A 21,331-nucleotide genomic window follows, 5' to 3' on the forward strand; every position below is an offset into this window, starting at 1 on the left:
TCGGTCCCGCGCGCAACCGGCTCGCACCGGCGCAGCAACCACTTCCGCCGATCGATGCCACCAAGATCCCGTCACGACGTCGACAAGACCAGCTGACCCCGCCGCGGCACGAGCTCCGGACCGGAGCGCGTCGCCGCGGGCAAGGCGATCCAACACCGCGCACGAGTGCGCGCATTAAATTGAGTCGACCGTTTCCAGGTGCGAACCGTACGAATACCGCGACATTACCAACCGAATGACTCGCCGGGCAATGTTCGTTTCACCCGGCCCCCTTGTGAATTTTGCACGTTCGCCGGACCCGGGCCGGGTTGTTTCGAAATCGGCGCCGCCGCCTCCACAATTGTCCGCCGACACCACCGCCCACCAGGCTAACGAGCTGCCTCCTGTTTGCTAGAATATTGTTGTCAGGACAATCAGTGCACGGCGGATTGAATTCACGCCGGCCGGGCGCCGTGGCTCGAGTGGTGGAGGTCAGCTAGATGCCCACAGAGGTCCCGCGCCCGAAAAACGTCGGCAGGCCACCGCGTTTGTCGCTGGAGGCGATCATCACTGCGGCGGACCGCATCCTGCACTCCGAGGGACCGGAGAAGCTGTCGATGCGGCACCTGGCGAACGAGCTGGGCAGCACGCCCATGGCGCTGTACTACCACGTGCGCGACAAGGACGAGCTCCTGCTGCTCGTGATGGAGATGCACGCCCAGCGCATCCCCCGCCCGGAACTCCCCGAGGACCCCCGGGAAAGGCTCGTCACGACGGCGGTCATGCTCTACGACCTGCTCGCCGAGCGGCTGTGGATCATCGACGTGCTGACCGGCGACGACCTCATCGCCCCGTCCTCGCTCTGGTTCGTCGAGGTCATGATCGACGCCGCCGTGGAGTACGGCCACAGCCCGGAGCATGCCGTCTACGTCTACCGCACGATCTGGTACTACATCGTCGGCGACCTGATCATCCGCGTGAACAGCAAGCGCCGTCGCGCCCGCGCTTCGCACCCGGTCTACGAGGACGAGGTCATCGCCGGCCTGACCAGCGGCACCCACCCGCGGCTCGCCGCCGTCGCCGACCGCTGGGCCGAGCTCAACGCCCGGGACACCCACCGCGAGGGCCTGGCGGCGATCGTCGACGGGCTGCTGCCGCCGCGCTCCGAAGCGCGCGACTGACGCCGGCCCGGACAGCAGCGGTCACTCGATGGGCCGCAGGCACAGCTCCTGGTCCGCGGCCAGCGCGAGCAGGTCGGCGTCGTGGCTGATGAGGACGACCACCGCACCGCCCGCGGCGACATCGCGCATCGTCCGCGTCATCGACTGCAGGTGGCGGCGGTCGACGCCGGAGCTGGGCTCGTCGAAGATGACCACGCGGCGGCCGCTCAACCGGACCGCGGCGACCACCAGGCGTTGCTGCTGACCGCCGGACAGCGACAGCGGGTGCCGGTCGCCGAGTCCGTCCAAATCGAGGTCGGCGAGCACGGTCGCGGCGTGGTCGGCGTGATCGGGAACCGTGCCGAGGCGTAGTTCGGCGGTGACGCTGTCGGTGAACAGCTGCCGCTGCACGTCCTGCATGACGATGGCCGACTCGCGCTGCCGCCGCGAGCGGGACATCGGCCGGCCGTCCAGGAGCACCTCACCGGTGTGGCGCTGCAGCCCGGCCAGGATGCGGGCCAGGGTGCTCTTGCCCACGCCGTTGGGGCCGGTGACGGCGGTGATGGCACCGGCGGGCAGGTGCGCCTCCGCGATGTCGAGCACGCGACGTCCGCGGAAGGCGCAGCGGACGTCGCGCAGCACGACACCGGAACGGCTCTCCTCGCCCGATGTCGTTGCCGCGGCGGGCTTCTCCTCGGCCACCGAGACCGCTTCCCGATCCTGGTCCGCTCCAGGAGAAATGCTGGGCCCGTGCGCGAAAGCCGTTGTCACCGAGGTTCTTTCCGGCGGATCGAGACTGCGCAGCCCCTCCGCGCGCAACTTCTCCTCGGTCAGCCCGGCGAAGTCCTCCCGGTTCCAGTCCGCGGTGACGCGGCCGTCCTGGAGCACGACGATGCGGTCCGCGAGTTCGCGCAGGTAGTGCAGCCGGTGCTCGGCGATGACGAGGGTCGCGCCGAGAGCCTGGAGCTCGCGCAGCACCGCGGTGACGTCGGCGATGCCCTGCGGGGAGAGGTTGGACGTGGGCTCGTCGAACAGCAGCACCGGTGGTTCGTGGGTGATGGCCGCCGCGCACGCCACCCGCTGCTGCTGGCCGCCGGAGAGCTCCCGCAACCGGCCGGTCAGCTCGGCGAGGCCGAAGTCGGCGATGACCTCGTCGACCCGCTCGCGGATGCGCTGCGGCGGCGCGCCGAAGTTCTCCAGCGCGAAGGCCAGCTCGGTGTCGACCGCGTCGGTGAAGAACTGCCTGCGCGGATGCTGCAGCACCGTCCCGGTCACCCGCCCGACCTGGGCGAGGTCGGTGATCGGTTCCCCGTCCACGCGGACGTCCCCGTCGAGAGCACCACCGTGGAACAGCGGGATGAGGCCGTTCATCAGCCGCAGCGCGGAACTCTTGCCCGAGCCGCTCGGCCCGCACAGCACGACCGTCTCGCCGCGCCCGACGTGCAGGTCCAACCCGTCGAGCACGGCGGTCTCACCGCCCTGGTACGTCCACCGGACGTCCTTGAGCTGGATCACGACCCGTACCCCCACAAGACCGTCGCCGCACCGAGCACCACCACGACGACCGCGGCCACCGCGTCGGGGAGCCCGAAGCGCGGCGGATGCATCGACGTCGGCCGCGGTTGCGAACCGAGCCCGCGCAGCAGCGAGGACGCCGAGAGGTCCTCCGCCGCGCGCAGGCTCGACGCCATGAGCGGCACCGTGAAGTACTCGATGCTGCGGATGGGATGCCGCAGCACCGCCAGCCCGCCCCCGAGCCCGCGCAGCCGCATGGCGTCGTGCACCGCTCTCGCCTCCGAGATGATCGTGGGCACGAAGCGCAGCAGCACCGCACCGGACACGGTGAAGGCCGACGGGATCCGCGCCGCCCGCAGCGCAGCGGTGAACCGGGTCGGCGGGATGGTCCGCGCCAGGTGCGCGGCGATGCCGCCCACCGCCACCAGGCGCAGCGCGAAACCGGCCATCACGCTGATGAAACCGAGCACCGGCCACGGTGCGACCAGCGGCAGCAGGTAGGCCACGCCGGCTGCCGCCGCCGCGGCCAGCGGCACCCCGATGGCGCGCCGCCAAGCGCGCTCGGAGACCGCCAGCAGCGTCGCGGCCACCAATGCCGCCGGGACGAACCAGATTCCGCCCGGCGCCATGATGGTGATGCTCGCGGCGAGCAGGATCACCACCGCGGTGCGCGGGTCCAGGACCCACCCCCGCGCGGGACCGGCCGGGTCGGCGGGAGCCGGCTCGCCCAAGGCGAGCGATCCCAGCTGCGGACTCGCCCCGGTCACACCAGCCCGGCCTTCCGGAAGTGCTTGTCCAGCAACCGGAGTCCCAGCAGACCGCCTAGGAACCCGACGACCAGAGTGGACAGGTCGAACGCGATCAGCACCACCGGGGACAGCAGAGCGTCCAGCTGCTGGACGTACTCCGCACCCATCTCCTTCATGTACGGGCTGGTCAGGAAGTCGGCGCGGGCGTAGAACATGGGCAGGAACATCCCCACGAACCAGGTGCTGAACACCGCGTAGGCGAGCACGCTGAACCGGCGCGAGCGGTAACGCCCGGCCCACAGCAGCGCCTCCGCGGCCAGCGCCGCCACCACCGCGACGACGATGGTGACCGGCGGGCTGCCGATGAGGAGCATGAAGCCGCTCACGATGACGGCGAGCACGGTCACCATCCCGGCGTGCCGCACCCGCGTGAGGAACAGCATGAACGGCACGCCGCCCGCGACGATGCCGATCAGCACCGAAACCAGCGTGAACCCCGGGTTGATGAACTCCAGCGCGTTGAACACGCCCACCGTCACCAGGTAGAGCGCGCCGAAGATTCCGATGTTGATGAGGTCCCTCGGACTCATCCGGAAGTCGATCCGGCGGTCGGTGGCTTCCACTGTCACGGTGATCACTGCCCTCGTCTCGATCTCGGGATGTGGTGTTCTGGCCGGCCGGTCACGGGGTCGACGGCCACCCGGCCGCCGATTCCCGGGAAGCCGCCCGGGCCTGCGCCTTGAGGATTTCGACCACCGGATCGCGGTGCTCGTCCAGGTAGAAGTGACCGCCCGCGAAGACGCGGAGCTCGCAGGTGCCGTCGGTGACCTCGCGCCAGGCCTCGGCCTCCCGCGAGTCGACCTCGGTGTCCTGGTCGCCGTAGAGCACGGTCACCGGGTTCCGCAGCCGCGGACCGGCCAGTTCCCGGTAGGTCTCGCTCAACCGGTAGTCGGACCTGATGACCGGGAGGAACGCCGCCATGAACGAGGCGTTGTCGAGGATCTCGAGGTTGGTCGCCCCGGTGCGGCGCAACTCCTGGACGAGTTCCTCGTCGCTTCCGAGGTGCACCCGGCCCGGCCGCGACAGCGCCGGAGCGGGGTGCCCGGACACGACCAGTCCCGCCACCGGTTCGCCCGCCGCTTCGAGCTGACGGGCGATCTCGTAGGCGACGATGGCGCCCATGCTGTGTCCGAACAGGATCGTCGGCAGCGGCGGCCCGTCGAGCGGCAGATCGGCCGCCAGCACGGCGGCGAGCTCCTGCATGTCCGCGGGCAGCGGCTCGGAGTAGCGGTCCTCCCGGCCCGGGTACTGCACCGCGAGGAACTCGACGTCCCAGGGGGCCGACTCGGCCCACGACCGGTAGTAGCTCGCGCTGCCCCCGCCGTGCGGGAAGAGCAGCACCCGGGCTCGCGCGTACGGCCGCGGCACGGGCCGGCGGAACGCACCGGCCCGGCTGCGGCTCGTCGAGGGATCAGCTGTCATGGCGACTCATTCGCTCGATGCCGGTGTCATGGCGATGTTCCAGAAGTCGGCGTAGCGGCCGCCGCGGCGCAGCAGCTCGTCGTGGCTGCCCTCCTCCACGACCTTGCCGTCGTCCAGGAAGACGACCCGGTCGGCGCGTTGGACGGTCCGCATCCGGTGCGCCACCATCACCACCGTCCGGCCCGCCATCAGGCGTTCGATGCCCTCGTGGACCGCGGCCTCGTTCACCGGGTCCAGCGCGGAGGTCACCTCGTCCAGCAGGACGATGGGCGCGTTCTTCAGCAGCGCCCGCGCGATCGACACGCGCTGGCGCTCACCGCCCGACAGCAGCGCACCGCCCTCGCCGACGTCGGCCGCCCACCCGCCGGGCAGCCGCTCGACGACCTCGTCCAGCCGCGCCGCGCTCGCGGCCGCTCGCACCTCCTCGTCGGAGGCGTCGGGACGGCCGAGGCGCACGTTCTCCTCGATCGTGCCGTCGAAGAGGTAGACGTTCTGGAAGACGATGGCGATCTGCGACATCAGCACATCGGTGTCGATCGAGCGCACGTCCACGCCGCCGACCCGCACCGTGCCCGCGTCCACGTCGTAGAACCGGGCGACCAGCTGCAGCAGCGTGCTCTTGCCCGCACCCGACGGGCCGACGACGGCCAGTCGCTGCCCCGACGGCACGGACAGCGAGACGCCGTCCATGACCACGCGGTCGCCGTGCTTGAAGGCGACGGAGTCGAACTCCAGGTCGTTGCCCTCCGGCCGGACCGGGTCGCTCGGCTCCGGCAGCGGCTGGGTGCGCAGCACCGTGTCGAGCCTGTCCAGTTCGGACCGCGCGCCGCGGAGCTTGCCGCCGATGTCCGACAGCGACAGCAGCGGGTCCGCGCAGCGGGCGGCCAGCACCAGGATCGTCAGGACCTCGGCCACGCCGATGTTGCCGCCGAGCGCGAGGTAGGTGCCGAGCACCAGCAGCGCGGTGAAGATCGCCTGCACCGTGAGCGTCAGGCCCACCGCGCCGGGCAGCGTCGAGAGCACGGTGCGGCGGGAGGTGCGCTCGACCTCCTGCAACGAGTCGTCGAGCAGTTCGAAGCGCTCACCGGTCCGGCCACCGGCGCGCAGCACCGGCTGGGCCTGGAGGTACTCGATGACCCGCGCGCTGGCCTCGTTGTCGCGTTCGTGGCGCTCCGCGTCGGTGGTGGCCATCGACCGCGCCGTCCAGACCTGGATGACCGCCACGACCGGTGCGGCGACCAAGGCGGCCAGCCCCAGCTGCCAGTTGAAGACCAGCATCACGACGACGATCGTCAGCGGCGTCACCAGGGCGTTGATGAACGGTGCCAGCAGGTGCGCCGCGACGCCGAGCGCCGCCAGCAGGCCGCGGCTGGCCATCATGGACACCTCGCCGACGCGGGCTTCGGTGTACCAGCCGATGGGCAGCCTGGCCAGGTGGTCGCCGAGCCGGTGGTACATGCCGCGCAGCATCGTCGTCCCGACGCGCATGCCGGAGAGGTCGCTGACGTAGCGCATCACCGCGTAGACGGCGACACCCGCGCCGAAGGCGATCAGCCAGGGCCAGGCATCCGCCGGGGTACCGCCGAACAGCGCCTGCAGCACCGGGACCAGCAGCGCGTAGAGCAGGCCTTCGAGGATCGCCGTCGCCGTCATCATGGCCACGGTGCGACGCATCGGCTTCGCGTACTCGTGCCCCAGCACGCGCAGCAGCATTCGGATCATCGCGGCTCTTCTCCTTCTGGTACGCCACCGCGGGTTTCGATCTCGTCGGCGATCGCCGATCGTTGGGACTGCCAGAACTCGGCGAACTTCCCGCCCTGCGCCAGCAGATCGGCCGGCCTGCCGCGCTCGACGATCGTGCCGCCCTCCAGCATCACGACGGTGTCGGCGTCGGCGACCGTCTCCAGCCGGTGGGCGATCACCAGGATCGTCCGGTCACCCTCCAAGGTGGACAGCGCCTTGCGGACCGCCTGCTCGGTCTGCGGGTCGATGAAGGCGGTCGCCTCGTCGAGCACCAGGACGGGCGCGTCGGCGAGCAGCGCGCGGGCGATCGAGATCCGCTGCGCCTCGCCGCCCGAGAGCTTGACGTCCTCGCCGATGACCGACTCGTACCCGCGCGGCAGCTCCAGGATCCGGTCGTGGATGTTGGCCAGCTTGGCGACGCGGACCACGTCCTCGCGGTCGGCCTGCGGCACGGCCAGCGCGATGTTGTCGGCGACCGACGCGCGCAGCAGGCGCACGTCCTGGAAGACGAAGGAGACCGTGCGGTAGAGCTCCCGGCTGCCGAGGTCGCGCAGGTCGACGCCGCCGAGGCGCACCGATCCGCTGGTCGGGTCGAAGAACCGCGGCACCAGCTGGACCAGTGTGGACTTGCCGCTGCCCGACGGGCCGACGATCGCGGTGACCGTGCCCGGTTCGAGGACCAGGTCGATCCCGCGCAGCACCTCGTGGTCGTCGGCGTAGCCGAAGCGCACGTCGCGCAGTTCCACCGCGTGGCCCTGCGGCGCGGTCGGCCGCGCGGGCTCCGGCAGCGGCTGGACGGCCAGCACCTCCTTGATCCGGCCGACCGCGCGGCCGGCGGCCTGCATGTCGTCGAAACCGTGCCCCAGCGCCGCGACCGGGGCGGTCAGGCCGAGCCCGAGCAGCAGGAAGGGCAGCAGATCGGCCGGGGCCATGCTGCCGGAGGTGATCAGGGACGCTCCGCCGATCAGCACGACCAGCAGCACGAACGGCGGCGACAGCGCCAGCTGCATCCCGGCGGCGACCGCGGACACCCCGCGCACCCACCGGAAGAAGATGGAGACGAACTCGTTGGCGGCGTCGAGGAACTTGCGGTGCGAGCGCTCGGATCCGCCGAAGGCCTTGACCACCGAGATCCCCTGCACGAACTCGACGACGGAGCTCGCGATCCGGCCCATCGCCGCGTCGTACTCCTCCTGCTCCCGCGTCCGCGCCGGGAGCATCAGCAGCGGGACCAGCAAGATGGCCAGCACCACCGGGATCAGCGTGATCAGCGTGAGCCGCCAGTCGATGGTGAGCAGGTAGATCAGCGAGGCCAGCGGCACCACGAACGCGGAGACCAGCTCGCCGGGGGCGTGGGCGATGAAGGGGTGCACCGCGCTGACGTCCTCGCCCACCACCTTGGCCAGCTCACCGGTCTTCCGCCGGGAGAACCAGCCGATCGGCACGCGTCCCAGCTGCGCGGCCAGCTGCCTGCGGAAGGTCAGCTGCACCTTGCCGTCGACCACGTGCCCGATGCCGGACGACGCCGCGGTGAACACCAGGCGCACGAACAAGCCGACCGCGCCCAGGACCACCACGGTCCAGACGTGGCCCTGGTCGATCGGTCCGGGCGACAACAGGGTGCGACCGAGCTCCACCACCGCCAGCAGCGGCGCCAGTCCCGCCAGCGCCCCGACGACCTGCAGGATCGCCACGACCGCGAAGCTCCAGGCATGCGGGCGCAGCAGTCCCTTCATGGGTTTCTCCGCCGCGGGCTCGGCCTCCGGCGACGGCGTGGACTGCACCCTCGCCTCGGCGAGGTCGGTCGCGTTCATCGCTCCCCCTGTTCCGTTTTATTACGCGTACGATTACCCTACCGTGGACAGGTGCGATGAGTCACGCCCCGAGCGGCGTTCGTCGGCCCGCAGATCGGCCACCGACAGCGGTTCTCCGGGCTCCGGCTCGGCCACCTCCGGATAGCCGAGCACTTCGGTGAGCTCCTTCCAGGCGCGGGCGACGCTCAGGTGGCGCTGGCTGCCGCGAAGCGGGTCCGCACCCGAGTCGATGCGTTCGCGCAGCTCGCCCATCGCGGTCAGCACGCCTTCGCCCCACACGTCCTGCACGACGGCCGCCCAGGTGGGCGCCTCGGGCGCCCCGAGGTAAGCCGCGGTGGGGCCGCCGAGGTCCTCCGGGCCGCCGGCCAGGAACCGCCCCACCGGGTCCGACGCCGTGCGCAGCACCGGGCTCCACAGCACCGGGCCGTGGGTGTTGGCCAGCATCAGGTTGCCCGCGTCGGTGCCGATGGTGATCCGGTGCAGCAGCAGGCTGGTGCTGTCGTCGCCCGCCTGCATCCGGTTCTCCACCCGCAGCGTCAGCGGCACGCCCGCCACCTGCCCGTCCACCGCGGTCAGCGGGCGCCCGGCCTGGCCGGACACCGGGGACAGCGACCAGGGCCGCAGCCCGTCGAAGATCCCGGCCAGGACGTCGAGCAGGTCGAAGGAGACCTGGACGGCGCACATGGCGTCGACGAACACCGGCTTGCGCAACCGGACCAGCTCGCGGGCGGCCGCGGTGAACCGCCGGACCGGTTCCAGGTGCGGGTAGAAGGTGTTCACCAGGTACTGGACCCCGGCGCGGCGCGCCACCTTCAAGCACTCCGCCAGCTCGGTCGGGTGCACCGGATGTTCTTGCAGCACGTGGATTCCCCGCTCCAGCAGGGCTTGCGCCAGCTCGGCGCCCCGCCCGCCGCCGACCGCGGTGGACACCACGACGCAGGCCGCGTCGACGTCGCCGGGCAGTTGCTCGACCGAGGAGTACAGCGGCACGCCGTGCTCCTCGGCGAGCGCCGCGGACCGGGCGCTGCCGCGGGCCAGGATGCCGGCGAGCTGGAACCGCTCGGGATCGCGGGCCAGCGCCGAGAGGTAGATCTGTCCGAACCGCGTGCCGCACACGACGACTCGCATCGGGTCCGGGGTCGCACGGGTCATCGGCGCTCCAGCGCACTCGTCGCGATCGCTTCCGCCACCCGGGGCGCGTGCTGCGGGTGGAGGCAGCTGAAGTGGTCGCCCGGGATGTCCACGACCGTCACGTCTCCCAGGCAGACCTCGCGCCAGAACAGCGCGGTGTCCTCCTGCGGTCCCGGGACGAGGTGAGCGGGCTCGACCGGGCGGAGGAAGGTGACATCGCCCGCGTAGGGCTCCGGCCGGTAGTGCGCCGCCGCCTCGATGAACCGCGTGAACGCTTTGTGCATCAACGCGATTCGCGCACTGCCCCCCTTCCCCGGTGCGGAGTCGGCGAGAGCGCGGTGCAGTTCCGCCCGCCGTTCGGCGGTGTCCTGCTGCCCGAGTTCGCGGAACCGCCGGGCGACCGGTTCCAGCTCGCCCGCCAGCGCGGCGATCGCGCCCGGCGCCAGCGCGTCCGGCGAGCCGGTCAGCGCCGCCGCGACCGCCCGGCCGACCGCCGCTTCGTCGGCGGGCCAGCCGAGGGCCGCCGGATCGGCGCCCATCGTCCGCGCGAAGGCGTAGTCGACCACGAGTTCGTCCTGCAGCAGGTGCGGAATCCGGTGGCCCGACACGATGGTCAGGCCGCGCACCACCGCGTTCGCCTCGCTCAGCGCGCGGGCGAGTTCCAGCGCGATGGGACCGCCGAGGCAGTAGCCGATGATCTCGACCTCGTCGAAGCCGGCGGCCAGCACCTCGCGCGCGTAACCGGCGGCCAGCTCCTCCAAACCGACCGGTGCGGCGGAGTCGGGGGCGGGCAGGACCAGGCCGAAAAGCGGTGGCCCGGCCGCGAGTTCACCGATCAGCGCCTGCTGCTCCGCCAGGGTTCCCGTGCCCCCGTGCACGAGCAGCCGCACCGGCCCCTGGCCCGAACCGCCGAGCTGGACCAGTGCCGACGTCGGGCCCGCGAGGGACTCCGGTGCCGGGGTGGCCTCCGACTCCAGCCACTTGCCCAGCCCCGCGACCGTTTGGGTGTCCAGCAGCGCGCGCAGCAGCACGTCGAAGGTGACCGGTGCGGCCTCGGGGATGCGTTCGCGCACCTGCCCGACGAACTGCGCCGCCAGCAGCGAGTTCCCACCGGCGTCGAAGAAGCCCTGGTCGCGGCTCGGGAGCCGGCCGCCGAGCACCTCCGCCCACAGTTCGGCGATCCGCTGTTCGACGCCGGGCCGCGGCGGCTCGGCGCGCTCCGGCGGCGGCGCGCTGGGCACCGACGTCGACTCCAGGAGCCGCTTGCGGTCGACCTTCCCGTTCGGCGTCAGCGGCAGCGCGTCGACGATCCGCACCCGGGCCGGGACCATGTGCCCCGGAAGCCGGTCGGCGACCCACCCGATGAGCTCCCCGGCGGTGACCTCCCCGGAGTGCTGGGCCGGGATCACGAAGGCGATCAGGGCCTGCTCGAAGGCAGCGCCGCCCGCGGCCAGCACCACGCACGTGCCCACCGCCGGGTGGTCGCCGAGCACCGACTCGATCTCACCGAGTTCGACCCGGTGCCCGCGGATCTTGATCTGCTGGTCCGCGCGGCCGAGGAACTCGATCTCGCCGGTCGGCAGGTAGCGACCCAGGTCGCCGGTGCGGTAGAGCCGCTCCCCCGTCGCCGGGTGCCGGATGAAGCGCTCGCCGGTCCGCTCCGGATCGTTGAGGTAGCCGGTCGCCAGTCCGGTGCCCGCGATGTACAGCTCGCCGACGACCAGATCGGGCCGGTCGCGCAGGGCGGAGTCGAGCACGTGGAAGCGCTGGTTCGCCAGCGGCACCCCGTACGGGATGCTGCGCCAGTGCGGTTCGACGGTCTCGATGCGGTGGTAGTTCGACCAGATCGACGCCTCCGTCGCCCCGCCCAGGCTGACCAGCTCGGCGGCGGGCACGTGCCGCCCGGCGTGGTCGGGCAGCGACAGCGGGATCCAGTCGCCGGAGAGCAGGGCCAACCGCAGGTCGGCGAGTTCGGTCGGTTCGGTGTCCAGGTAGTGCATCAGCATCTGCAGCTGCGCGGGCACCGAGTTCCACAGCGTCACGCCGTGCTCGGCCACCATCTCCGCCCAGTGCGAGGGGTCGCCGCGGCGGGTGGGGTCCGGGAGCACCAGGGTGGCGCCGAGGGCAGGCGGGCCGAACAGGTCGTAGACCGACAGGTCGAAGCTCAGCGCCGCCAGCCCCAGCACGCGGTCCGAGTCGTTGACGCCGAAGCGCTGGTTGATGTCGTGCACCGTGTTGGCGGCGGCGTGGTGGCTGATCATCACGCCCTTGGGCACCCCGGTCGATCCCGAGGTGTGCATGACGTAGGCGAGCTCCCCGGGATCCACCTGCCGCCCGGCGGGGATCTCGGCGACCGGAACCGGCGGCACACCGGCCACCTCGACCGCCCGGATGCCGGGCGGAGCGCCGGTCCCGGCATCGGTGACGACCGCGAACCGCGCGCCGCTGCCGGTGAGGATCCGGTCCCGGCGAGCTGCGGGCTGACCGAGGTCGACGGGAACGTACACGCCGCCCGCCAGGAGCACGCCGAGCACGCCGACGGCCTGGTCGCGGCACTTGTCGATCAGGACGCCGACGAAGTCGCCGGGGCGGCACCCCGCTTCCCGCAGCCGCTCGGCCACCCCGGCGGCGCGCCCGAGCCACTGCCCGTAGGTGAGCGTCCCCGCGGCGTCGACCACCGCGACCCGGTCCGGGTGCTCGCGCGCGTAGGCGACGAGCGGTTCGTGCAGCAGGCAGTCCGGCTCCGGTGCCTCCGTCGCGTTGACCGCGGCCCGGCGGTCGCGCTGCTCCGCCGGCAACGGCTGCGGGGCCGCGTCCTCCCACGGTTCGTCGTGCTCGGCCAGCTGGTGCAGGAGGTCCACGAACGCGGCGAACATGTCGTCGACCATCCCGTCCGGGAAGATCCCCTCGCGCACGTCCCAGTTCATGTCCAGGCCGCCGAACTGGTCGCCCACCTGGCAGTCGATCCACACCTGCGGCGTCTGGCTGATGCCGTACGCCGGTCGCGTCTTGCGCCCCGCCGCGGACACCTCGGTGCCGCCGACGCCGATGCTGCCGGTGAACACCACGGGCAGCATCGCCGCGGCCTCGCGCCCGCGGCGCCGGGACACCTCGCGCAGCACCTCCACACCGCTGAACAACCGGTGATCGAGGTCGTCGAAGACGCGCTCGCCCAGCGCGCGGGCGCGTTCGACGAAGTTCGCCCGCTGCTCGAAGTCGACCGCCAGCACGCTCAGCGAGGTGAAGTCGCCGAGCAGCCGGTCGACGTGCGGGTGCAGGGGCATCCGGTTGAGGACCGGCAGCCCCAGGCAGAACCGCTCGGTTCCGCTCCAGCGCGCGATCGTCTCCGCGTACGCCGAGAGCACCGCGTTGGCCGGGGTGATGCCGCGTTCGGCGGCTCGCGCCTTCAACGCCTGCCACACGCGGTCGTGCACCGTCGTCGTCAGGCGGCGGAAGCGCGGTGGGGCCGTGGCCGGGTCGTGGTCGTCGCGCAGCGGCAGCGCGGGTGCACCGGGCAGCTCGTCGATGCGCTGCCACCAGTACTCGCGATCGCGCGCGTACTGCTCGGTGTCGCGCAACCGGCGTTCGGCGAGCACGTAGTCCCGGAAAGTGGCGTCCACCTCGGGGAGATCGCAGTCGGGCTGCTGGTAGCGGCGGTCCAGTTCGGACAGCACGCGCTGCATGCTGAGCCAGTCCAGCGCCATGAAGTCCACCGACACGTGCAGCACGCTGCGCTCGGGGAGCAGGGTCAGGCGCAGCTCGTACATCGGTCGCTCGCCGGCGGGGTGCACCTGGTGGGACATCGCATCCCGCACGCCGGAGATCGCCTCGTCGACCGCATCACCGGATGCCGTGCGGAGGTCGGTGAACTCGATGCGGGTGTCCGGCAGCTCCGGCAGCACGCGCTGGGTGCCGTCCGGGCGGATGACCGTCCGCAGCGTGCCGTGGCGCCGCACCAGGCCGTCCCACGCCTGCTGCAACCGGGCCGGGTCGAGGTCGGCCGGGTACTCCAGCTCCTCGTAGAGGTGGCAGGAAACGCCGCCGTAGTCGAAGGCCGAGTTGCGGCCGAACAGGTACGCAGACTGGATGTCGGTGAGCGGGAAGGGTTCCGCCGCCGCCTCCGGATCGGCCTGCCACACCGCGCCCGGTCCTTCGGCAGCGGTGTCGGCCATGGTGGCCAGCAGTTCCGCCTTGCAGCTGCGCAGCGCCGCGAGCCGGTGGTCGGTCATCGCGCCTCGGGGAGCGCGGAACCGCAGCTGCTGGTCCTCGCGCCACAACCGGATGCCGGCGCCGGCGAATTCTTCGAGCAGTTCCCGGGCGTTCACACCGCACCTTCCTCGAAGTCGTCGCCGCCGGTGGTGTCGAGCTGGTCGATCAGCGCGCCCAGACCGGCGACGGTCGGCGCCCGCATCACCTCGCGCATGGGCAGTTCGACGGCCCGGACGGCGCGCACCTCGGCGATGAAGCGGGTGGCGAGCAGGCTGTCCCCGCCGAGCCGGAAGAAGTTCTCGTCGCGGCCGACCGAGTCAATCCCGAGCAGCTTCGCCCACCGCTCGGCGACGAACACCTCGGTGGCGCCCTGCGGCGGGTCGCCGACGTCCCGCGGCCGGTCGGCGGACTGCTCCAGCGCCGCCCTGATCCGGTTGCGGTCGACCTTCCCGTTGGCGCTGAGCGGCAGCGCGGGCAGCACGGCCAGGTGTCCCGGAACCATGTGCTCCGGCAGGTGTTCGGCCGCCCAGGCGCGCAGCTCGTCCGCGTCGATCCCCCGGGCCTGCGGGGGCCGGTCGGCGGCGAGCAGGATCTCGCCGGTGTCCTCGGCGCGCAGCACGCGGACGTCGGAGAGCCCTGCGGCGGCGCACGCTCGGATCCACCGCTCCCGGCCGTACAACCAGTCGGTGCTCGGCAGTCCCTCTTCGAACCTGCCCGCACGCGCTTCCAGCGGCAACGCGGTCACCAGCGCGAGCGGCGTCGGGTACTCGCGTTCGGCGAGGTAGAGGCGGCCGCCGGGGGCCAGCAGCAGTGCCATGGTCGCCACCGCCGACTCCGGGTCCGGCATCCGGTGCAGGACGTTGTTCGCCACGACGGCGTCGAACGCGTGGACGTGCCGCGCATCGACGGCAACGGCGTCCAGCACCGCGGTGCTCGTGGCCCGGCCCTGCTCGCGCAGCAGCGCCTCGGCCTTGGCCAGCACCGGTTTCGAGGAACCGAGCAGCGTGCACTCGACGGAGTCCGAACCGAGTTCCGCCAGCAACCGCGCGGTGCCGCGCCCGCTGAGCACGTCCCACTCCGCGAGTGCCGACGGCGCGTCGGCGCGCGCCCGCAGGTCGTGCGCGGCGGCCGCGAGGTGCTCGCCCGTCACCGGCAGCAGATCGTTGAGCGCCTCCGGAGCCAGCACCGGATCGTCCAGCAGCGCGGTGGCGTCGGCGTCACCGGACACGATCGCCGCGTACAGCGGCCCGGCCCACTCCAGTGCCGTCGCGACGGTCTCCAGCCAGGTTCCGCGGGCGTCCTCGCGCACCTGCTTGAGCCAGGTCGGGTCCGTGACCTCGGCCCACCTGGAGCCGTGCTGGTACACCGCACCGCCACGGTGCACCAGCACGGAGCGCTGGGTCAGGTGCTGGAGCCAGATGTCCACCACCGGACGTTGTTCGGCGCAGACCGACGGGGATTCCCGCTGCTCGACCAGCGGTGCGACGACACCCGCCAGCAGCGCTTCCACCAACCGGTGTTCGAGCCGGTGCGGATCGGACTCCGCGTCGGCATCCGTTGCCGGCGGCAGGAACGCACCGCTCGGAGCACCGGCAGAAGCAGGTTCTCCGCTGTCCTCGGCCAGGTTCGCCGGGGCGCGCTCGACCACTCCCGCGGCCACTTCCCTGCGGCCCTCGGTGAGCACGACGGCCACGGCCTGGGCCACCGAGGGATGGCCTTGCAGCGCGGCTTCGATCTCGCCCAGCTCGACGCGGAACCCGTTGATCTTCACCTGGTGGTCCAGGCGTCCGAGGAACTCGATGTCGCCGTTGGGCCAGTAGCGGCCGAGGTCACCGGTGCGGTACCAGCGCTCGCCGTCGCGCTGCGGGAAGCGGGCCGCGGTCAGCTCGGGATCGCCCCGGTAGCCGAGCGCGACGCCGGTGCCACCGATCCACAGCTCGCCGGGCACCCAGTCCGGGCAGTCCCGGCCGCGGCCGTCCACCACGCGGAACTTCTGGTTGCGCAGGGGTTTTCCGTACGGGATCGACCGCCAGCCCTCGGCCACGCCGTCGACCTCGAACGAGTTCGACCAGATCGCGGCCTCGGTGGCGCCGCCCAGCGCGATCAGCCGGCACCGGTCGCCCGAAGCGCGGGCCAACCGACCGGGCAGGTCCAGGCCGATCCAGTCGCCGGACAGCAGGGCCAGCCGCATCGTGTCCGGCAGCGGTGATTCGTCGGCGGCGGTCAGCACCATGTCGAGCAGGGCGGGGACGGTGTTCCACGCGGTGACCGAGTGCCGGTGGCACAGCGCCAGCATCTCGGTGGCGTCGCGCCGACCGGACTCCGCCACCAGGACGGCGGCGCCGCCCACCGCGAGGAATCCGAAGACGTCCCACACCGAGAGGTCGAAGTCCAGCGCGGACACCGCCAGCACCCGGTCGCGCGGTCCGATGTCGAAGCGCTCGTTGATGTCCTCGACGGTGTTGACCGCGGCGCGGTGGCTGAGCTCCACTCCCTTCGGCAGGCCCGTGGAACCCGATGTGAAGATCACGTAGGCGGGGTCGGCGGGATCGGCGGGCACCGGCGCGTCCAGCGGTCGGGCGCGCATCGCCGCGTCGATCGGCAGGATCTCGACACCGGCGTGCTCCAGGTTCCCGCTGCCGTCGAGCACCACCCGGACGCCGCTGAGTTCGAGGATGCGGGCACGGCGCTCGGCCGGCTGGTCCACGCCGATCGGCACGTACGCCGCTCCCGCGGCGAGAACGCCGAGCACGGCCGCGATCTGCTCCGCGCTCTTCGGAGCGACCACGGCGACGTAGGAGCCGCGGCCGACACCGCGCTGCGACAGCGCCCCGGCGATGCTCAGCGCCTGCCGCGCCAGCTCGTCGTGGGCCAGCTCCCCGTCCTCGCCCCACAGCAGGGCGGGCTGCCCGCACCGGTCACCGGCGTTGTCGAAGAACGCCGTGTGCAGGAGGTTCGCGGTGATCTCGCGGGTCGTCGAGTTGACCTCATCGCGCCGCTCCCGCTGCTCGGCGGGCAGCGGGATCTCCGGGAAGGAGTTCGTCCACTCACCGGCCAGCAGACCGCGGACCAGCGTCTCGTAGGCCGACATCATCGCGTCCAGCACGCCGTCCGCGAAGAGCTCCTCCACCGCGTCCCACACCAACCGCACCCGGCCGCCGGGCGTGCGGTAGATCTGGTGGTCGAGCCAGATCTGCGGGGTCTGCGAGATCATCCAGGACGCGTCGCCGAACTTGGTCGCGAACTCGTCCGGGATCAGCGGAGCGGACAGGTCGTAGGAGAACACGACCGGCGCCGTGCGGGGCGAGTCCAGGTCGGTGCGGACGAAGTCGCGCAGCACGTCGACGCCGGTGTAGGCGGCGTGCCCGATGTCCTCGTGCATCTGCTTCTGCACTGCGCGCGCGCACTCCGCGAAGTCGGCCCCGGACAGATCGACGTCGAGCAGCACCAGACCGCTGAAGTCGCCCACGATCCGGTCGATCTCGGGGTGCGCGTCGAGGTCGCGGTCGAACAGCGGGAGGCTGAGCAGGAAGCGCTCGTCGCCGCTCCACCGGCTCAGCACCATCGCGTAGGCGGTGGCCAGCAGGACCGCCGGGGTCACGCCCGCTTCGCCGGCCCGCCGCTCCAGGGCGGGCCACTCCTCGGCGGTGAACTCGAAGTACCGGCGGACGAACTTCGGCGCGGCGACCGATTCGGGTGCGACCGCCAGCGGCAGCTTCGGCCCGCCGGGCAGCGAAGCCAATCGCTGCTGCCAGTACGGGCGCGCCCGTTCTCGCTCGGCGCGGCGGATTTCGGCCTGGTCCTCCAGGTAGCGGCCGAAGGTGTAGCCGATGTCGTCGAGGCTCTCGGGATCGTCGTAGAGGGCGCACAGGTCGAGCAGGATCAACCGGAAGCTGGCCAGGTCGGCGGCCAGCAGGTCGATGTTGAAGTGCAGCCGGTCCACGGCGCCGGGCAGCCGGGTCAGCTGGACGTCGACGACCTCGCCCCGGGCGACGTCCAGGATGCGGTGCGACAGCCGGTCGCGGAGGGCGAGAGCCGCTGCCCGCGCCTCCTCCTCCGCGCGGTCGCGGAAGTCGTGGACCGTCAGCCCCGGCCACGGGGATTCCGGCAGGATCCGGTGGGTGGCGTCCTCGGCGAACCGCGCCCGCAGCATCGGATGGCGTTGGATCAGCGCGGCGACGGCGCGCTCGAGGCGCTCCGGGTCCAGTTCCGCAACGTCGAACTCGATGTAGTTGTGGCAGCCGATGCCACCGAGCGACTGGTCCGCGTCCCGACCGATCAGGTAGGCCTGCTGCACCGCGGTGAGCGGGTAGGCCCGGTCCGGCCGGTCGTGGTCGCGGGCCGCGGGAGTCCGCGGTTGCGGCTTCGGCGGTACGACCTCGGCCGAGGGCACCAGCTGCGCCCACGCCGACAGCCGCGGGTCGTCGGACAGCTGCGCGAACGTGACGTCGACGCCGGCGCCCTTGAGCCGGGTCGCCAGCCGCATCAGGTCCATCGACTGCAGACCGAGTTCGAAGACGTTGCAGTCGTCGTCGGCCGCGGTCAACTCGACGCCCAGGGCTTCGGACACCGCGCGGCGCAGGGATGCCAGGTCCAGCCCGTCGTTCGCGGTGACGAGAACGCCCGCACTGCGGTCAACATTCTCCGATAACAATTTCCAGGCCCCTTTGCACGCAATCGACTACGACCTGGGATGCAGGATTCACCCCGAGAAAACTGCACATCATCCCCACAGCGCGGTGCTCGACATTAACAGCCGGATCCTGCACCGGCAATGCGATCGCCGCCCGTCCGGAAAGCACGTGAATACCGCAGAAGGCGCCGTGAAGATCGCACATCGGTCCATTCCGGAATCATTGCCGAATCCCCGATGGACGACGGCGACTTCCCGATCGCGGTCCGGTGCCGCGACGGGAAATCCGTGCGGCACCCGGCCCGCGTCGGCAGCGGACTACGCGCTCTCGCGCATCTTGGCGAAGTACTCGTTCTGCGTGGGGAGTTCCTGCACGAGTTTCTCCGCCTTCAACCTGATGCGCTCGAACTCCGCCAGCGCGGCCGTTTCATCGGCCAGGTCGAGCGCGGGCGAATGCCGGATGTCGAACCCGCCGGCACCCAGCAGGATGCAGTTGTAGGAGTACGGCGGCAGCCCGTGGTAGTACGGGTAGACCGTCTCCGCGTCGGGCACCTTGTACTTCCAGTTCTCCAGCCGCTCCTCCAGCGCCTCGGGAACGGGGCGCGTCTTGGTGTCCTTCCAGTACTGGGTGTCCGCGCGCTTCGCCGCCCGGTAGTGCAGACAGAGGAACTCGCGCACGCCGTCCATGACGTTCGCCGTCGAGCGGTTGTACATGTTCCGCAGCCGGTCGTCGTCGCGCCCGGACGGGAAGTACTTGACCATCTGCTCGATGGCGTGGTGGATGAAGAAGATCCCGGTCGACTCCAGCGGTTCGACGAACCCGCTCGACAGGCCGACCGCGACGCAGTTGTTCACCCACGAGCGGCGGCTGCGGCCGATCCGCATCCGGATGTGGTTCGCCTCGACGTCCGCGGCCTCCGGGCCGACGAACTCGCGCAGCACGCGCTCGGCCTCCTCCGGCTCGCAGTAGTCGCTGGCGTAGACGTAGCCGGTGCCGATCCGGCTGATCAGCGGGATCGTCCAGATCCAGCCCGCTTCCTGCGCGGTCGCCGTCGTGCACGGCCGCAGCGGCTCGCGGTCCATGTCCAGCGGCACCTGGAGGGCGACCGCGCTGTCGTTGGGCAGCGTGTCCTGGTAGGAGATGAACGGCTCGCCGAGGGCCTTGTTCATCAGCAGGCCGCGGAATCCCGTGCAGTCCACGAACAAGTCGCCCGCGAGCTCGCCGTGCTCGGCGGTCTTGACGTGCGAGATGAACCCGTGCTCGTCGAGCGCAACGTCCACCACGTTGTCCACGACGTGCCGGGCACCGCGGTCGGTCGCGTACTTGGTCAGGAACTTCGCCAGCAGGTGGGCCTCGAAGTGGTAGGCGTACGGGAACTGCGCGCCCTGGTACTCCGCCATCGTCGCCCGCGCCGTCTCCTCGCCGTGGCCGGTCTCGAAGACGCCCTGGTCGACCGGGGTTCCGTCGAGGTAGCGGGGCGAGCGCTGCGCGTCGCACAGCGAGGCCATCACGAAGCAGTCCTTGTCGAACCGGTCCGTCCTGGGGTGGCGCAGCCACCAGTCGCTGAGCGGGAACCCGTCGATCGAGCCCATCTGCTCGAACGGGTGGTAGAAGTGGTGGCCGGGTTCCCGCCAGTTCTCGAACCGGACGGCGAGCTTGTACGTGGCGTTGCAGGCCGGCATCCAGTCGGACTCGGCCAGCCGCAGGAACTCGAAGAAGTGCCGGATGTCGCTGAACGTCGCCTCGCCGACCCCGATGGTGCCGATCTGGGCGGATTCGACGACCGTCACGTCGATCTTGTCGCCGAAGGCGGCCGTGAGGTACGACGCGGTCATCCATCCAGCCGTACCACCACCAACGACGACGACTCGCCTGGTCTTGCCGGGATCGCCCAGGTTCTTTGCGGCAGCGTCGGTCTGAGTCATGTGCTGCGTTTCCCTTCAACGGTAGCTCGCTGGACAGGATTCGGTACTGCGCCTCGGGTGCTGTCTCGAACTCGTCTTGCGCGGCGGTGCGAGCGCAACCTCAGCAGCCGTCCGCACGGCGGGTGCTCGGCCTGGTGCTCAGGCCAGGCCGTTCGCGCTGCTCGCCGCGGGCTCGCCGGTGCGCGGCTGCGGGAAGATCTCGGGGAACAGCGATCGCTCGGTCGAGCGCCACAGGTAGGCGGCTCCGGAGGAACCGGCCGTGCCCTGCGCCGCGCCGAGGAACTGCTCGGCCAGGCGGGCGTGCTGCACCCGCCAGGACCGCACCGAGTCGTCGAAGGCCGCCAGCGCGTCGTGCAACCGCTCCACCGACGCGGCGGCTTCCGGCGAACCCGTCGCGGCCCGCGCGTCGCGGTACTCGACGAATGCGCTGGACAACGACTTCTGCTCGAACCGGTCGGCGAGCCTGGCGCGCTCGCCCGGGTTGAGACCGGAGATGTTCAGGTACCGGGGATCCCTTGCCCCGCAGAGGAATTCGATCTCCCGGTACTGCGCGGACTGGAAGCCGCTGGAGGTGCCGAGCGTTCCCCGGATCTCGTCGAACGACTGCGACGTCAAGGTGCCGAGGACGTCGAAGTGCTGGGTGATCACCTGCATGATGTTCGGCAACCGCTCGAGGTTCTCGGCCGCCTCGGTCCCGTCGCCCCGCTCCATCGCCGCCCGCGCGGACTCCAGGTGCCGGATGACGACCGCGAACCAGATCTCGCACGCCTGGTGCGCCGCGAAGAACAAGGTTCGGTCCGCCTCGTCGCGCACGCAGGCGATGGCCAGGAGTTCGTCCAGTCTGAGGAAGTCCCCGTACGCCGGGGAGTGCGTGGTGCCCGCCGGACAGACCATCCCGTGAAGTTCCCTTCTCACCACACCGCCGGACAATGCGCGGCGGAGTTCCACTGCCGCCCGCCCGGACCGGTGGTGCTGCGGCAGCACCACCGG

The 21,331-nt window shown here is 71.5% G+C and carries 12 protein-coding genes; 1 reads left to right on the forward strand and 11 read right to left on the reverse strand.

Annotated features, from left to right (window positions below; all coding sequences use genetic code 11):
• Positions 1 to 479 precede the first annotated feature (479 nt).
• Entirely contained in the window at positions 480 to 1,160 is a 681-nt protein-coding gene (locus C4T78_RS10655; protein ID WP_093355758.1) for a TetR/AcrR family transcriptional regulator, read from the forward strand.
• Positions 1,161 to 1,181: 21 nt separating this feature from the next.
• Here C4T78_RS10655 and C4T78_RS10660 read toward each other — a convergent pair whose 3' ends face one another.
• The 11 genes from C4T78_RS10660 to C4T78_RS10710 form a co-directional block, all read right to left on the reverse strand.
• Complete coding sequence (locus C4T78_RS10660; RefSeq protein ID WP_093355761.1) at positions 1,182 to 2,654, reverse strand: ABC transporter ATP-binding protein; 1,473 nt, start codon at positions 2,652 to 2,654, stop codon at positions 1,182 to 1,184.
• Positions 2,651 to 3,385: an energy-coupling factor transporter transmembrane component T gene (locus C4T78_RS10665; RefSeq protein ID WP_218161652.1), complete on the reverse strand. Its 735-nt coding sequence runs from the start codon at positions 3,383 to 3,385 to the stop codon at positions 2,651 to 2,653. The genes C4T78_RS10660 and C4T78_RS10665 overlap by 4 nt, the downstream gene beginning before the upstream one ends.
• 32 nt (positions 3,386 to 3,417) lie before the next feature.
• Positions 3,418 to 4,041, reverse strand: a complete 624-nt coding sequence (locus C4T78_RS10670; protein WP_220389067.1) for an MptD family putative ECF transporter S component — start codon at positions 4,039 to 4,041, stop codon at positions 3,418 to 3,420.
• A 43-nt stretch (positions 4,042 to 4,084) separates the two neighbouring features.
• Positions 4,085 to 4,885 carry a thioesterase II family protein gene (locus C4T78_RS10675; protein WP_177247696.1) on the reverse strand — a complete coding sequence of 267 codons (801 nt, stop codon included), beginning with the start codon at positions 4,883 to 4,885 and terminating at the stop codon, positions 4,085 to 4,087.
• Positions 4,886 to 4,891: 6 nt separating this feature from the next.
• Entirely contained in the window at positions 4,892 to 6,607 is a 1,716-nt protein-coding gene (locus C4T78_RS10680) for an ABC transporter ATP-binding protein (RefSeq protein WP_093355763.1), read from the reverse strand.
• Positions 6,604 to 8,442, reverse strand: coding sequence for an ABC transporter ATP-binding protein (locus tag C4T78_RS10685; protein WP_093355765.1), 1,839 nt, complete (start codon positions 8,440 to 8,442; stop codon positions 6,604 to 6,606). Before C4T78_RS10685 ends, C4T78_RS10680 begins: the two co-directional genes overlap by 4 nt.
• 33 nt (positions 8,443 to 8,475) lie before the next feature.
• A complete protein-coding gene (locus tag C4T78_RS10690) occupies positions 8,476 to 9,594 on the reverse strand; it encodes a Gfo/Idh/MocA family oxidoreductase (protein WP_093355767.1) in 1,119 nt (372 codons plus the stop codon).
• The gene (locus tag C4T78_RS10695; protein ID WP_093355769.1) at positions 9,591 to 13,898 is read right to left on the reverse strand and encodes a non-ribosomal peptide synthetase; all 4,308 of its coding nucleotides are present in this window, start codon (positions 13,896 to 13,898) and stop codon (positions 9,591 to 9,593) included. The genes C4T78_RS10690 and C4T78_RS10695 overlap by 4 nt, the downstream gene beginning before the upstream one ends.
• A complete protein-coding gene (locus tag C4T78_RS10700) occupies positions 13,895 to 18,436 on the reverse strand; it encodes a non-ribosomal peptide synthetase (RefSeq protein WP_218161653.1) in 4,542 nt (1,513 codons plus the stop codon). Before C4T78_RS10700 ends, C4T78_RS10695 begins: the two co-directional genes overlap by 4 nt.
• A 297-nt stretch (positions 18,437 to 18,733) precedes the next feature.
• The gene (locus C4T78_RS10705; protein ID WP_093355772.1) at positions 18,734 to 20,341 is read right to left on the reverse strand and encodes a tryptophan halogenase family protein; all 1,608 of its coding nucleotides are present in this window, start codon (positions 20,339 to 20,341) and stop codon (positions 18,734 to 18,736) included.
• Between the two features lie 138 nt (positions 20,342 to 20,479).
• Positions 20,480 to 21,235, reverse strand: a complete 756-nt coding sequence (locus tag C4T78_RS10710; RefSeq protein WP_093355774.1) for a tryptophan 2,3-dioxygenase family protein — start codon at positions 21,233 to 21,235, stop codon at positions 20,480 to 20,482.
• Positions 21,236 to 21,331 lie beyond the last annotated feature (96 nt).

Source organism: Saccharopolyspora kobensis, from assembly GCF_900108315.1.
Classification (GTDB): Bacteria; Actinomycetota; Actinomycetes; order Mycobacteriales; family Pseudonocardiaceae; genus Saccharopolyspora; species Saccharopolyspora kobensis.